Origin of the sequence: Sphingomonas sp. YR710, from assembly GCF_900101455.1 — a bacterium.
Taxonomy (GTDB): Bacteria; Pseudomonadota; Alphaproteobacteria; order Sphingomonadales; family Sphingomonadaceae; genus Rhizorhabdus.
Genome location: NZ_FMZJ01000017.1, coordinates 1 through 14,541 on the forward strand (window position 1 = coordinate 1; position 14,541 = coordinate 14,541).

Below are 14,541 nucleotides of genomic sequence, written 5' to 3' on the forward strand. Positions count from 1 at the left end.
TCCGCCAGCTGCCGCAACTGCGATGCCTTGAGCATCCGCAGATCCGCCGGAACGGATATGGTGTCGAGCAATGGGGTGACAGGGCGATCGGTCATTCGCCTTCGCACCATATCTGGCTGCGTCTGTCGATATGCTATCGTCGCTTTGTAGCGATGCGATGCCAGACAGTGGTCGGCTGTGGGGAATGGGCAACGGTCGGGTACGAGCCCTCGCCTGGCAATGGCATGGCCTTGAGGCGGCGGTTCGCTTAAGGCAGAAGCCGAATAGGCGGACCGGGGAGGGCGATATTCAGGCGCGGGCTTTTTCCAGGCGACGAATATATTGGCTCGGTCTTGCGCTGATAGCGATCCTGATCGTTGCCTTGCTCGATCAGTTCGCGCCGAAGCTTGCATCGCTTCATCGCCATCGCCCCGTTGTCGCCAGCAGCGGTGCGCCGCAAAGCTATAAGGCAGCGCTGCATGATATTGACCTGATCATCGCGGGCGATCGGGGGCTGGCGGATGCCCGGGGCGGCGAATGGCTGATGCAGGAACGGCTTGCCAACGCCTATATCGGCCGAGCGCGGTTGACAGGCTCGTTCGACGATTATGCCACGGCACAAGCCGCGCTGGACAAGGCGTTCGCGACGGCGGCACCGGGCACCGGCCCGCACCTGACTCAGGCCGTGCTCGCCTTCAATCTGCACCGGCTGGCGCAGACCAGCGCCGCGCTGGATGCGATCGATCATTATTCGGTCATGGGTCAGCATGAGGTCCATGACGAGGCGGTCGCGATGCGCGGCGATCTGGCTTTCTACCGGGGCCAATATGCTGAAGCGCTGCGCCTTTATCGGCAGGGAAGGGGCTTTGCCGAAGGCTCGTTCCGGATGGCGGTCTATCTGTCGAGGACGGGTGCGCCGGACGAGGCGCTCGCGGCGATCGATAGCATGGAAGCTGGCATCAAGTTCCCGACCGCCCAGGTTCTCTCAAACCTCGCCTTGCTGCGCGGATCGATCGAATTGCAGCGCGGCGAATGGGGCAAGGCGACGGACTATTTCCGGCGGGCCGATGCAATCTTTCCGGGATCCTGGCTGATCCAGGCGCATCTTGCGCAGATGCTGGCGATGGCGGGGAAACGCGAACAGGCGGCCCGGCAATATGAGGCGATTGCGCGCCGCAGCAGCGTGCCCGAAGTGATGGATGCATTGGCCGGCCTCTATCGCGCGCAGGGCGATGCCGCACGCGCCACCTTCTGGGCCGATCAGGCCGGGCAGATCTGGGCGCGCAGGCTCGACCAGTTGCCGGAGGCCGCTTATGGCCATGCCGTCGAACATGAGCTGGCGTTCGGCAATCCGGATCGCGCGCTGGAGCTTGCCCGGTTGGATTACAAAGCCCGACCCTATGGCGTCACCGCGATCGCGCTTGCCTGGGCCTATATCGGGGCCAATCGCCCGGCCGATGCGCTGCGGATCATCGATCCGGTCCTGCGATCGGCATGGGTATCGGCGGACCAGCATATCGTGGCCGCGCAGGCCCATTTGCTGCTGGGACAGACCGAGGATGCCGATGCCGAACGACAAAAAGCGCTGGCGATCAACCCCCGCAGCTTCGATCGCGAGGCGGCGCTGATCTGGTTCGGGCATTGATCGCGCTTCGTGCCGCCATTGCGGGGTTGCTGCTGGCCTTCGGGGCAAGTGTCGCATCTGCCCATTTCACGCCCAATTCGGAAATCGGGCTGGCCTTTGGGCGAACGAAAGTCGTGGCCGATCTGGTCATGCCGGCGAGCGAGTTGAGTTATGCGACCGGGATCGCGCTTGCGCATCCCGACGGCGGGCTGGGTGGGGCCGAAGTGAAGATGCTGTCGGCCTATCTCGCCGCGCATCTGGCGGTGCGGGCGCCGGACGGGCGGGGATGGTCGGTCAGGATCGATCAAATCGGCTTGTCGCATGACGGATCATCGACCGACATTGTCGCGCAAATCACCCTCACGCCACCAGCGCTGGCCCCGTTGCGGCGCTTCGATCTGCGATATTCCGGTATCATCGACCGTATCCCCAACCATTTCGTGCTGCTGCTGGTACGTACCGATTCCGATAGCGGCCATCTCAGCGACCGACCGGAAATGCTGGGCGCGTTGCAGCAAGGCAATATGGCGATTCGCATCGATCGTGGCCCTGGCAGTGCATGGCGGGGCTTCGTGTCGGCGATCGGCCTGGGTGTGCACCATATCGCACGGGGGCACGATCATCTGCTGTTCCTGTTCGCGCTGTTGCTGCCGGCGCCGGTGATCGCGGTCGGGCGGCGCTGGGGCGGCTATGGCGGGCTCCGTCGCACCGCATATCGCCTGCTGGCCGTGGTGAGCGCCTTTACCGTAGGCCATTCGCTGACCCTGATCGGTGGCGCATTCTTCGGCTGGAAATTGCCAGCTCAGCCGGTCGAGGTGATGATCGCCGTTTCGATTCTGGTGTCGGCCTTTCACGCATGGCGGCCGATCTTCGCGGGCCGCGAGTCGCTGATCGCCGGCAGCTTCGGATTGGTGCACGGGCTGGCCTTCGCCACCCTGATCGGCCGGTTCGGGCTTGAGCCGATCCAGAAGACGCAGTCGATCCTGGGGTTCAATATCGGGATCGAGCTGGTGCAGATCATGGTCGTCGCGATCGTCTCGCCGGCGCTGATCGTGATGGCCAGAACGCGATTCTATCCGATCTTTCGCGCGACCTGCGCTGCGCTGGCGGGTATCGCGGCGCTGGCCTGGATCGTCGAGCGGGTGTTCGGGGTCGACAATTTCGTCGGGCGCGCGATCGATTCGGGGCTGGGCCACGCCTTATGGGTGTTGGGCGGGCTGATCGTGCTGACGCTGGCGATGGTGGTCGGCGACCGCCGCACAATGGCGGCCGCCTAACCCATCAGTTCTTTGTCGCGCAGAGCGACAGGCCCTTCGCCGTCAACTGGTCGCCGATCTGATCGGTGAACTCGGTCAGGTCCGCCGTGATTTCGGCGAGGAATTTGAAGTTCACGTCGTCGGAGGGGCTGGCATCGTTATAGGCGGTCTTCTGCGCGGAACGGATCAACGCCGTCGCGACCGCCGGCATGCCCATCCGATCGACCCGGACATAGGCCGATGCCGGATCGGTCCGGAAATTATAGTTGCGCCCCGGTCCCGATGTCGTTGGCGGGTTGCCCTGCGCCGCCGCCAGATAAGGGAACGTCGTGCGGAACGGCAAATCGTTCGCTTCGGGATTCAACTGAAGATCGACCAGAGTGGTTACCGGTTGCTTGGTGAGATCGAGCAGGATCGCCGCCAGCGTGAGATCGATCACCGGATCCGTGAGGCGGCGCCCGTTCGGGAAACCCGATGGCTGATCGAGGTGGATCGTCAGCGTGTCGGGCACGACGAGGTTGGCGACAGTGACACCCGGCGCCACCTGCTGCTGCAGGCAGCGTTGAACGTTGAACTCCTCGGTGGTGACGGTCGTGCCGCCAACCGGCGTAGCGCTCACGGCACTGCTGCTTTGCGATGAAGAGGCCGGCGAGTCGCCGCCCCCGCATCCGGTCAACAACACCATCGCGCCCAGGGTGATGCCCGCGGAGAGCGTGCGAATCTTGGTAGCCATCAGAGTTGCCCTCCGAAGCGCGCGCTGGTTGCCCAGATCCGGATCGGATTCGTGCCATTCTCCACGGCAGCGCGCGGGATTTGCAGCACGACCGAGGTCAGATTCTGTCCGGCGAAGAAATTCCGCGTATTGTCGAACGACAATTTTCCGGTCGATTTTGTTGCCCGGAAGCCTTGCAGATCGAAAAAGAAGGGGTCGTCGAGGAGCCCGGCATGAGCGAGGACGCCATCCTTCTGCAGATCGGTCTCGACGGGGCCGACAATCGGACCGGTCGTGCCCGGCGCGCCCTTGATCTGCACGCCGGTCGAGGTGCCATCCTGCCCGAAACGGATTTCGATCGGGAATTCGGAGGTCGTCGGATTGGCATCGTTGGAAATATTGATCGTGTACAAGACGTCGCGATCATAGGCGCCCGGCAGATTGGTGGCCTGCGGCCCCGCAAAGTTCAGAGCGATGATAAGGCTGGTATCGGTGTGCCAGGCATAGACGTCGGTGATGTCCGCTGCCTTGTCGGGGGTCAGATCGACCGCGGGATCGGTTCGCGCCGGTGGATCGAGGTGATCGGCCGCCCGCACCTGTCGTCCGCCTACCAATAATCCGGATGCCAATGATAGCGCAACAACGCCGCCGAGTAAGAATCCCTGGTATAGTCGTGGCATAACATCTCCCGGATTTTCCGCCAAACTACACGGTATCAACCCCATCAACCGTGATTCTTGTCACAATCGACGAGAATGATGACAGATCGAGCAATCTTGATTGCATGACATAGAAGCAACAATCGCTTCAAATCTACATTTTTTGGAGAGCCGCCGCCGCGAATGCCGCTTATTGAGGTGAAGTCTCGTCCGTGGTCGGTAAAATTTACCGGGACGCCCTCTTCGGGACGCCCTCTTAAAGCCCGGCGTGGCCCGTATCCGCCGCCTCGTTGGACCCAATGGCGACGTGCGAAGGTTCTTCCTCGGCTACAGTGGCGCGCGGGTTTCGCTTATGTTGCGATGCGTCAACATATCGACGATAAGAGTGGCAGTGCGGAACTGCTGCTGCAGTTCCGGCATGATCGATGGCGAAGGAATGAATATGAGCCTGATTCAGCGAATTAAATCGATGCTGGGCCTTTCCGGAGCGACAGTCGCCCCACCCGCCAGCAAGCCCACCCCGGTGCCGACGGCGCCAAAGGCTTTCGCGCCAGTTCCCAAGGCTGCGGAGCCTGCTGCGACTCCCAAGCCGGTGGTGGCGGAGCCAGTCTCGCCGGCCGCTACCGCGCCGTCTTCCAAACCCGCTCCTATTTCGCCCGAGATCAAGGCACTCCTGGCCAAAGGGCGGGCGGATTTGAAGGACGAGAATATAGCGTCGGCCAAGGAATCGTTCGATGCGGTTCTTGCGATCGATCCTGAAAATGAAGCGGCCTTGAAGCTCTCCGGCCTCTCGGCAATCCGTCTCAAGAAGGCAGCGGATCAGGCAAAGAAGGCTGCAGCGGCGGCGGCCAAAGGCTGATGTAGTTGAGAGTGTCGTTTGAGAGCGCTCATTCGCGCGATTCAAGGCACGCGCTCAATCGCCAAATGTATCGCATTTCGCAGGGTCGCCGCTGTCGAGGCCGACTTTGAGCCAGTGCTGTCGCTGCGCCGCGGAACCATGGGTGAAGCCTTCGGGTACGACATAGCCCTGGCTGGCCTTCTGTATCGTGTCATCCCCCACAGCCGCGGCCGCGCGCAGACCGGCCTCGGCATCTCCAGGCTCGAGGAGGTTCTTGTCGTTGGCGGCCCAGACGCCAGCGTAGCAATCGGCTTGTAGCTCCACGTTCACCTGCAGCGCATTGGCGCCACGCTCGTCGAGCCCCGCCTCCTGAGCGCGAACCTTGTCGAGCAGGCCGTTGAGATCTTGGACATGGTGGCCGACTTCATGGGCGATCACATAGGCCTGGGCAAAGTCTCCGGGCGCGCCGAAGCGCGTTTTGAGTTCGTCGAAAAAGCTCGTGTCGAGAAAGATGCGGTCGTCGTTCGGGCAGTAAAATGGACCCATCGCCGATTTGGCGAAGCCACAGCCCGATCGCGTGCCGCCGGGATAAAATACCAAGGTCGTCGGTGCATAATGCGAACCGGCCTGCTCAAACAGCGCGCCCCACACCCGCTCGGTAGAGCCGAGCACTTTGAGCGATGTATGTTCGACCGGGCTCAACGTGCGGTCGGCCTGTTCGGTCGGGGCGGGCCCCTGAAATCCGCCCGGCGATCCATTGTCGGTTCCGCCGAAAAGCTGCAGCGGATTGACTCCGAAAATCAGGCCGAGGATCGCGACGATGATGATTCCGCCGCAGCCGATACCGCCGCGGCCGAACGCCATGCCGATCGGAAGGCCGAACCCGCCGCCACCTTCGCCGGAGCGAACCTCGAAATTGCTGCTTTCCTGTTCGTCATCCAACCGCATCTGCTGCTCCGGGCTTGTCGGGAGACAATGCATTTGTCGGGCATTGGTTGCCCTGTCTGGCGATCAGGCCGTCGTTTGCGGCCGCCAATAGCGCCACATCAGCGGCGGCAATACCAGCAGGCTCATCGCGGTCGAACTGATCAGGCCACCGAGGATGACGATCGACATCGGCCCCTGGATCTCGCGCCCGGTTTCGCCCGTGCCGATCGCCAGCGGCAGCAGGCCGAGCGCGGTGACGAGCGCGGTCATCAGGATCGGCGTCACCCGCTCGCGCGTTGCCAGCAACAGCGTATCGAGGGACCAGGGCCGCCCCTCTTCCGAAACGAGCTGTTCGACATGGGCGACCAGCAGGATCGCGTTGCGGGCGGCGATGCCGAACAGCGTGACGAAGCCCACCAGCGCACCGAGCGACAGCGTCGCACCGGTCAGCGCCACCGCCGCCACGCCGCCGACCAGCGCCATGGGAGCCGCGCCCATGATCAACGCCGCCGAGCGACCGTTGCCGAACGCGATGACCAGAAGCGCGATGACGCCGGCCGCGGCCATCGCACCATTGGCGAGGATGTCGTTGCGCGCGGCGACCGCGCCCTCCGCGGTGCCGCTAAATTCGAGATAGACGCCCGGCGGCAGCTTGACCTTCGCCGCGATCGATTGCCGCGCGGCATCGGTGACGCGGGCGACCTGCGACGGATCGGGGTTGGCCGTTACCGTCTGCTGCGCGCGGCCCCCGACATGGGCGATGCTGGTTCGTCCCTCGGCCAGATAGACGTGCGCGACCCGGCCGAGCGCGACTGTGATGCCCGCCGACGAGCGTAGCAGCAGCCGGCCGACACTTTCGGGGCTGCCGCGCAGTTCGGGCGGGATCGTCACGGCAACGTCGGTCGCGCGATCATCGGTGTAGATCTGGGTGGTGGCCGCGCCCTGATAGGCGGTCTGGACGGTCGCCAGCGCCTCGGTGGCGGACAGGCCAAATTGCGCGAGCTTCGGCAGATCGAGATCGACGCGGACGACCGGCGTACTCGGCGGGGTCTTGAGCTGGACGTCGGTGGCCCCGGGGATCGTCTTGAGCACAACTGCAACCTCGCCCGCGACCCGATCGAGCGTGTCGAGATCGGCGCCATAAATGCCGATCGCCAATGCGGCGGTTTCGCCGGTCAGCGATTCGCCGATGCGATCGCCGAGGAAGGTCAGCACTTCGGTGTTGAGCCCCGGATAGCTGTCGAGCACGGTATGGATGTTCGCCTCGATACGATCCTGCTCGCTGCCCGACAGGCCGGCTTTCAGTTCGACATGGAATTCGCTGCGCTCGGTGCCCCAATTGTCCTCGCCCCCCTGCGCGCGGCCGACCTGCTGCTCGACAGTGTCGACGCCGGGGATTGCCAGCAGGTCGCGGGTGATATTCCGGCCATAATCTTCCATCACGCGGAGCGACGTGCCGGGCTGGGCGGAGACAGCTAGCACGAAATGGCCTTCCTTGAAGGCGGGCAGCAGTTCGCCGCCGAACAGTAGCAACCCGATGAGCGCGGCGAGTATGGCGGCGCCGGAGATCGCGAAAGCCGCGCGGGGGCGCTCGCAGACTCGGCGGAGCCACTGGGCGTGGGCGTTCTTGGCGCGACCCAGCAGCGCGGGTTCGGGTGGAAGCTCGACTTTGCCGAGCAGCAGCAGGCTGAGCGCCGGTGTGACGATGATCGCAACACATAGCGACGCCATGGTTGCGAGGATGAAGGCCGCGGCCAAGGGACTGAAGAACGCGCCTTGCAGGCCGTGCAGCAGCAGTACCGGCACGAGGACGGCCGCCACCACCAGCGTCGCGTAGATCACCGGCGCGCGCACCTCGATCGACGCCAGCAGGATCGTACGGACCGGCGGCACGCCTGCCGCGGCGCCGCGCAGCCGGCGAACGATATTTTCGACGTCGATCACCGCATCGTCGACGATCACGCCCAGCGCGACGGCAAGGCCGCCCAGCGTCATCGTGTTGATCGTATAGCCGAGCCCGCTCAGCACCGTGACCGCCGCCACCAGCGACAAGGGGATGCTGATGAAGGAGATCAATACGGTCCGCAGATCGCGCATGAACAGGAACAGGACGATGGCGATCAGCAGCGCACCGATCAGCAGATCCCAGGCAATGTTGATCAGCGCCGTTTCGATGAAATTGGCGGGCCGATGAAGGCCATGCTGGACGTTAACTCCGCGCGCCGCGAGCGCCGGCTCCAGTTCGGCCAGCGCGCGTTCGACAGCATGGGTCGTCGCCAGCGTGTTGGCGCCATATTGGCTGGACATGCTGATCAGCACGCCGGGCTTGCCCATGATGATCGCGCCGCCAATATCGGGGGAAGGGCCCGCCATCACCGAAGCGATATCGCCGATCCGCGTGATCGTGCCGGCATGATTGGCCACCTGGGTGGCGGCGATGTCGGCGGGGCCGCGCGCCTGCCCGCGGGTCTCGATCAGGATGCGCTGTTGCGGCGTATCGATATAGCCGCCGCCGATCACGCCGGTCGCGCTCTTCACCGCGGCGATGACGTCGGCAAAGCCGATCCCGCGCGCCGCCAGTGCGCGCGGATCGACCCTGACCTCGATCCGCGAGATGACGCCGCCGTAGAGCGTGGCCCGCGCGACGCCCGGCACGGCGAGCATCCGCGGACGCACGACATATTGGATGGTGTCGCGCAGTGCGGCCGGGCTGAGCCTGTCACTCGTGAAGCCGACCTTGAGCAGATCCATCGTCGACGAGGTGAGCGGCGCGACTTTCGGCGCGTCGACCCCGGCGGGGAGGGTGGCCGCCACTTCGGCCAGGCTCTCGCTGACCACCTGCCGCGCGCGAAACGGATCGGCGCCCTCGGCGAAGCTGATATTGACGACCGACAGGCCCTGGATCGATTCCGATCGGACCATTGCCACCCCGGCCGCGCCGTTGACGGCCTGTTCGATCGGCCGCGTCACCAGTTGCTCGACCTGCTCGGCGGTAAGCCCCGGCGCCTCGGTCTGCACATCGGCCTGCGCCGGCACGAATTCGGGGAACACGTCGAACCGCGCATCCGCGAGTTTGATGCCGCCATAAGCGAGGAAAAGCAGTCCGGCGAACACCAGCAGGCGGGGATAGGAAAGCGACCAGCGGACGAGGGCGGTGAGCATGACCGCGATCAGTCCGTGTCGCCGGCTGCGGACTTGGCGGTGGCATGTTCGGCGGTGAAAAGCTGAGCGCCGCCGCGGATGACGACCGCTTCGCCGGCGGCAAAGCCCTGCGTCACGAACAGGCCGCCTTGGGTGGCGATCGGCGCCACCAGCCTCCGTCGATCGAAGCGGTTGGTGCCGCTGCGGACATAGGCCCAGCTAGCCCCGCCGGACCGGAGGATCGCGGCCGCGGGGATCGTCACCCCTGCAGGCGCATCGCCGGTCTTCAACTCCACCGGAATCGTCATGCCAACCGCGAGTTCGGCCGCAGCGCGCCCGCTGACGAGCGCGATCCGCCCCGCCGCGGCTTGTCCGGGATCGACGATCCGGGCCGGCCCGAGCATCCGGACCGGCACGGTGCCCATGGTTCCGAGATCGAGCATCGCGGCGCGCACGTTCCGCCACCCGACCGCATCCGGGCTATCGATGCGCAGCAAGGCGGTACGACCAGCGACGATGCCCTCGATCAACCGGTGCCGTTCGCCGTCCGAGCTCCGGGCTATGCCGCTGCCCCATTCAAGGGCAAGCCGACGCCGCAGCAGCGCGACTTTGGCCGCGTCACCCCGCGCCTGCGCTGTCGCGGCTTCGGAGACCTTCCGCGCGACCGTGGCATCCGCGGCGGCCAATGTGCGGGTGCGGGCCGCTTCGGCCTGCGAGGCCGCGGCATTGGCGGCGGCGGTCGCGAGATCGCTGTCGAGCGTGACCAGCGGCACCGGATCGATGACATGCGCAAAGCTTGATAAGTCAGAGTCTTGCTTAGTCATTTTGAGAGAAGTCGTAAGGATACCGAGACGACGCTGTATCGCGGGATCGAGCGTGATGGCGGAGGCAGGGGCGGCAATGGCCAGGAGAAGCAGGAGCGGCGATGTTAGAATACGGGGCTTACCCGATCGTCTGAAGCGGATCATTGTGACGTCTCCAGCGCATGCATCGCCTGTGTGAAGAGAGCGGATTCCGCCGGGTCGAGCGGCGGACGGGCGGCATCGTCCAGATCGGCGCGGGCGATCCGCGCCTGTCGCCGGGCCTCGGCGATGGCGATGCGGGTGTCGACCAGCGCGCCGCGCGCGGCGAGTTCGTCGGTACGATCGGTTTCGCCGGCCCTGAACCCGCGCTGCGCCTGATCGAGACTGCGCTCGGCAATCGGGAGATCCTGTTGCTCGGCCCGGCGTACCTCATCGAACGCGCCCTGCAGCGCGGTCGAGGCCTTGTCGACATCGGCCAATATGCCGGCTTGAATTCCTTCGATCCGTGTTCCCGCGGCGGCGCGGCGCGCCTCCGCCTCGCGGATCGCGGCGCGATTGAAATCGGATGGCGGCAGCACGAGGCCAATGTTGAACGGCAGCTTGGTGAGTCCGCGCTCGTAAATATAGCCCGGCCCGATATGAATTTCGGGATATTGTTTGGCGATTTCGGTCTTCACCGTGCCTTCGGCCAGATCATAGTCGACGATCGCGCGCAGCACGTCCGGACGGGCTAAGGCGGCGTCGCGGCGCCATTCGGCAATCGCGGCGGGGGCAGGGGGCGGCAGATCGGCTTCGGGAGCAATGATCATCGTGCCGACGGCGGTAGGCGGCATGCCGATCGCTCTGGCGAGGCTGCCGATCGTCTGCTTCCTGCGTGCCTGCACGTCGGCAACGCGGCGTTCGCTGGCGATGCGATCGGTGCGGGCGGCGAGGGCGATCGATTGCGGATCTTCGCCGGCCGCCACGCGCCGGACGAGCCTTGCCTCGCGCTCGCGCCGGATAGCAACCGCTTCTTCATCAAGCGCGGTTTCGGCATCGGCCGCCCGCCAATCGACCAGCGCGCGGTGGATCGCCGAGCGGGTCTGCCACAGTGCTTCGAGATAATCGTAGCGGGCCTGCATGATCGCGAGATCGGCGGCATCGATGCGCGTCGATCGCCGGCCGCCGATATCGAGCGGCAGATCGAGTACCGTGCCGCCGAGCCACGGCTTGCGGGGATTGTCCTGGTGCGAATATTCGGCCGACAAGGTGAGCGTGCCGAGCGGGCGCACGCGCGACGCCCTCGCCGCCGCGACCGCGTTCCGATACGCGCCGGCCGCATCGCGGAGCGAGGGCGCGTGGATCAGGGCGACCGCGAGCAGGCTGGATTCGTTGGCGATACCGCCCGGCAGTGGCGGCATGGTGCGGCGATCGATCGCTTCGGCGATGTCGGCTGGCGCGAGCGGCTGCGGCCGATAATGTACGCACCCCGCCACGCTGAACAGCAGCGGCACGGCGATCAGGCAATGGCGGCGATAAGCTGGGGACATTCGGCCTGCGCGTGAAATGCTATAATGCGGCCGTCTTGTTCGTTCGAACCGTGGCGGCGCATTACAGCGGATTTGCGACAGAGCTATGACGGCATGCCGATAGCGAAACAACAGTCATGTGCCAGCGTTCAATCGCCGCCCGGGCAATCCCGATCCGAGGCGATGCCGGCGCACAGAATATCGACCATCTTCGCCGCGATCACTTCGGCCGACTGCGGTCCACCCTCATCATACCAGCGTGCCGGCCAGTTGAGCGCACCCGCGATGGTGAAGGCGGTCAGGCGCACATCTTCGATCCGCGCCGATCCGTCGGCGACCGCATCTTCAAGCAAGCCGCGCAACGCCTGATCGATCCGGCGTTTCATCGCGCGGAACTGGCGCCGGCTGTCTTCGGACAGCGCCTCGTCGCCGGTTCGCACCATGCAGCGCCCGAAATCGTGCATGGTCACTTCGGCGTAGCGGCGCAGGAAGATCTTGAGCCGATCGAGCCCGGTTCCGTCGCGCGCATGCGCCGCATCGGCTTCGGCGTGCAATTGATCGAGCCCGATGCGGACGCACTCGAGTAGCACCCGATCCTTATTGCCGAGATAATGGTAGATGACCGGTTTGGTCACCCCCAGGCTGGCGGCGACATCGTCGAGCGACGTCGCATGAAAGCCGCGCAGGTTGAACATCCGCACCGCCGCCACCAGCAATGCCTGCCGCTTGGCTTCGCGATCCTCGGAACGCTCCTGGGCCGTTCGGAAGGGGGAGGGTGATGTGGCGGCGTGGGTGGCAGCTTTCATTGCCCGGACAGCTTGACATAGGCCGGTGTCGACGACAACTACTCATCGGTAAGATATTAACTGATGGGTTAGATGGCCCTCACCAAGCGGCAGCGCGTGGTGATCGCCCATGCTTTGCAAGGATATGAAGATCATGGAAGATCCTGTTGTAATTGCTTCTTATGCTCGTACACCGATGGGTGGCTTTCAGGGCGATTTCGCCAATGTTTCTGCGGTCCATCTCGGCGCGACCGCGGTCCGCGCAGCCGTTGACCGTGCCGGTGGCGACGGTGTGAACATCGATCGCATCTATATGGGCTGCGTGCTGCCCGGTGGCCTCGGCCAGGCGCCGGCACGGCAGGCCGCGCTCGGCGCCGGGCTGCCGCTGTCGGTCGAGGCGACGACAGTCAACAAGATGTGCGGATCGGCCATGCAGGCGGCGATCATGGCGAGCGAAGCTCTGGCATCGGGCGCGGTCGACGTCGTCGTCGCCGGTGGCATGGAGAGCATGACCAACGCGCCCTATCTGATGCCGAAGCATCGCGGCGGCGCGCGCATGGGCCATGATGTGATCAAGGATTCGATGTATCTCGACGGGCTTGAGGATGCCTATGATCCCGGCAAACTGATGGGCGTGTTTGCCGATCAGAGCGCGCAGGATTATCAGTTCACCCGCGCCGAGCAGGACGAATATGCGCTGGCATCGCTCGGCCGTGCCAAGGCGGCGATCGCCAGCGGCGCGTTCGTCCGCGAGATCGCGCCGGTCACGATAGCGGGCCGCGGTGGCGATGTCGTGATCGATACCGATGAGCAGCCGGGCAAGGCGCGCCCGGAGAAAATCCCCACGCTCAAGCCGGCCTTCGTGACCGGCGGCACTGTGACGGCCGCCAACGCTTCGTCGATCTCGGACGGTGCGGCGGCTCTGGTGATGACGCGCGCGAGCGTGGCCGAGAAGCTGGGCATGTCGGTGGTGGCGAAGGTCGTAGCGTGCAGCGCGCATGCGCATGAGCCGAACCTGTTCACCACCGCGCCTGTGCCGGCGATCCGCAAACTGCTCGACAAGGCGGGATGGAGCGTTGCCGATGTCGATCTGTTCGAGGTCAACGAGGCGTTCGCGGTCGTCGCGATGATTGCGGCCAGGGAGCTTGGCATTCCGGCCGAGAAACTCAACGTCAACGGTGGCGCAACCGCTCTCGGCCATCCGATCGGCGCGTCGGGTGTGCGGATCATTGCGACGTTGCTGGGGGCGCTGGAGGCGCGTGGACTGAAACGCGGTGTGGCCAGCCTCTGCATCGGCGGCGGCGAAGCAACGGCGATGGCGGTCGAACTGGTCTGAAGTTTGGCCGCGGGCAGCTTCCACACACCCGTCATGCTGAACTTGTTTCAGCATCCACCAGGCCACAAGCCGCTGCGCTAGTGGGACAGTGGACCCTGAAACAAGTTCAGGGTGACGATGTGGGTGGGGGCAGCGCTGGCTCTAACGAACCTGAAAGGGACATCATATGAAAATCAATGGTTTGGCCGCTATTGTTACCGGCGGGGCTTCGGGTCTGGGGGAGGCCACCGCGACGATGCTGGCGGCGCAGGGCGCGAAGGTGACGATTTTTGATCTCAATGAAGCAACAGGCACCGCAACGGCGCAGGCGATCGGCGGCCATTTTGTGTCGGTCAATGTCGCCGATGATGCGAGCGTTGCCGCGGGGCTTGAAGAAGCCGAAAGCCGGCACGGCGTTGCACGCATCCTCGTCAATTGCGCCGGTATCGCCCCGCCCGCCCGCGTCGTCGGCAAGGATGGGCAGCCGCACTCGCTCGATCTTTACCGCAAGGTGATCGAGATCAACCTGATCGGCACGTTCAACGTCCTGTCCAAGTTCGCCGCACGGCTGATTCCGTCCGAACTGGTGGGCGAGGAGCGCGGGGTGATCGTCAACACCGCGTCGGTCGCGGCGTATGACGGCCAGGTCGGGCAGGCGGCCTATGCCTCGTCCAAGGCGGGTGTCGTCGGCCTCACTTTGTGCGCAGCGCGCGACCTCGCCCAGCACAAGATCCGGGTGATGACGATCGCGCCCGGCATCTTCATGACGCCGATGATGAAGGGTCTGCCACAGGCGGCGCAGGATTCGCTCGGCCAGCAGGTGCCGCATCCGAGCCGGCTCGGCGATCCCAGCGAATATGCGATGCTGGTCGACAGCATCCTGCGCAACCCGATGCTCAACGGCGAGGTGATCCGCCTGGACGGCGCGATCCGGATGGCGCCGCGGTAAGAGTTCTAAAAATCCCTCCTCGAGCTTGCTCGGGGAGGGGGACCG

General features: G+C 64.9%; 12 protein-coding genes. 5 read left to right on the forward strand and 7 right to left on the reverse strand.

Annotated features, from left to right (window positions below; genetic code table 11):
- Positions 1–157: 157 nt before the first annotated feature.
- Positions 158–1,624, forward strand: a complete 1,467-nt coding sequence (locus tag BLS13_RS20765; protein ID WP_176943648.1) for a tetratricopeptide repeat protein — start codon at positions 158–160, stop codon at positions 1,622–1,624.
- A complete protein-coding gene (locus BLS13_RS17065; RefSeq protein WP_176943649.1) occupies positions 1,621–2,880 on the forward strand; it encodes a HupE/UreJ family protein in 1,260 nt (419 codons plus the stop codon). The genes BLS13_RS20765 and BLS13_RS17065 overlap by 4 nt, the downstream gene beginning before the upstream one ends.
- Before the next feature lie 4 nt (positions 2,881–2,884).
- Here BLS13_RS17065 and BLS13_RS17070 read toward each other — a convergent pair whose 3' ends face one another.
- Both BLS13_RS17070 and BLS13_RS17075 read right to left on the reverse strand, forming a co-directional pair.
- The gene (locus tag BLS13_RS17070) at positions 2,885–3,592 is read right to left on the reverse strand and encodes a DUF4331 family protein (protein WP_093453937.1); all 708 of its coding nucleotides are present in this window, start codon (positions 3,590–3,592) and stop codon (positions 2,885–2,887) included.
- Complete coding sequence (locus BLS13_RS17075; protein ID WP_176943650.1) at positions 3,592–4,167, reverse strand: DUF4331 family protein; 576 nt, start codon at positions 4,165–4,167, stop codon at positions 3,592–3,594. The genes BLS13_RS17070 and BLS13_RS17075 overlap by 1 nt, the downstream gene beginning before the upstream one ends.
- Before the next feature lie 481 nt (positions 4,168–4,648).
- Between BLS13_RS17075 and BLS13_RS17080 the strand changes: the two genes are divergently transcribed.
- A complete protein-coding gene (locus BLS13_RS17080; protein ID WP_093453940.1) occupies positions 4,649–5,089 on the forward strand; it encodes a hypothetical protein in 441 nt (146 codons plus the stop codon).
- A 54-nt stretch (positions 5,090–5,143) separates the two neighbouring features.
- Here BLS13_RS17080 and BLS13_RS17085 read toward each other — a convergent pair whose 3' ends face one another.
- The 5 genes from BLS13_RS17085 to BLS13_RS17105 form a co-directional block, all read right to left on the reverse strand.
- A complete protein-coding gene (locus BLS13_RS17085) occupies positions 5,144–6,016 on the reverse strand; it encodes a KPN_02809 family neutral zinc metallopeptidase (protein WP_093453942.1) in 873 nt (290 codons plus the stop codon).
- A 63-nt stretch (positions 6,017–6,079) separates the two neighbouring features.
- On the reverse strand, positions 6,080–9,157 hold the full coding sequence (locus BLS13_RS17090) for an efflux RND transporter permease subunit (protein ID WP_093453943.1): 3,078 nt from the start codon (positions 9,155–9,157) through the stop codon (positions 6,080–6,082).
- Positions 9,158–9,165: 8 nt separating this feature from the next.
- Entirely contained in the window at positions 9,166–9,960 is a 795-nt protein-coding gene (locus BLS13_RS20770; protein ID WP_176943651.1) for an efflux RND transporter periplasmic adaptor subunit, read from the reverse strand.
- A 140-nt stretch (positions 9,961–10,100) separates the two neighbouring features.
- Positions 10,101–11,468: a TolC family protein gene (locus BLS13_RS17100; protein ID WP_093453946.1), complete on the reverse strand. Its 1,368-nt coding sequence runs from the start codon at positions 11,466–11,468 to the stop codon at positions 10,101–10,103.
- A gap of 128 nt (positions 11,469–11,596) precedes the next feature.
- On the reverse strand, positions 11,597–12,253 hold the full coding sequence (locus BLS13_RS17105) for a TetR/AcrR family transcriptional regulator (protein ID WP_093453948.1): 657 nt from the start codon (positions 12,251–12,253) through the stop codon (positions 11,597–11,599).
- A gap of 130 nt (positions 12,254–12,383) precedes the next feature.
- Between BLS13_RS17105 and BLS13_RS17110 the strand changes: the two genes are divergently transcribed.
- Both BLS13_RS17110 and BLS13_RS17115 read left to right on the forward strand, forming a co-directional pair.
- A complete protein-coding gene (locus tag BLS13_RS17110) occupies positions 12,384–13,568 on the forward strand; it encodes an acetyl-CoA C-acyltransferase (protein ID WP_093454033.1) in 1,185 nt (394 codons plus the stop codon).
- Between the two features lie 166 nt (positions 13,569–13,734).
- On the forward strand, positions 13,735–14,496 hold the full coding sequence (locus BLS13_RS17115) for an SDR family NAD(P)-dependent oxidoreductase (RefSeq protein ID WP_093453949.1): 762 nt from the start codon (positions 13,735–13,737) through the stop codon (positions 14,494–14,496).
- The last annotated feature ends 45 nt before the right edge of the window (positions 14,497–14,541 follow it).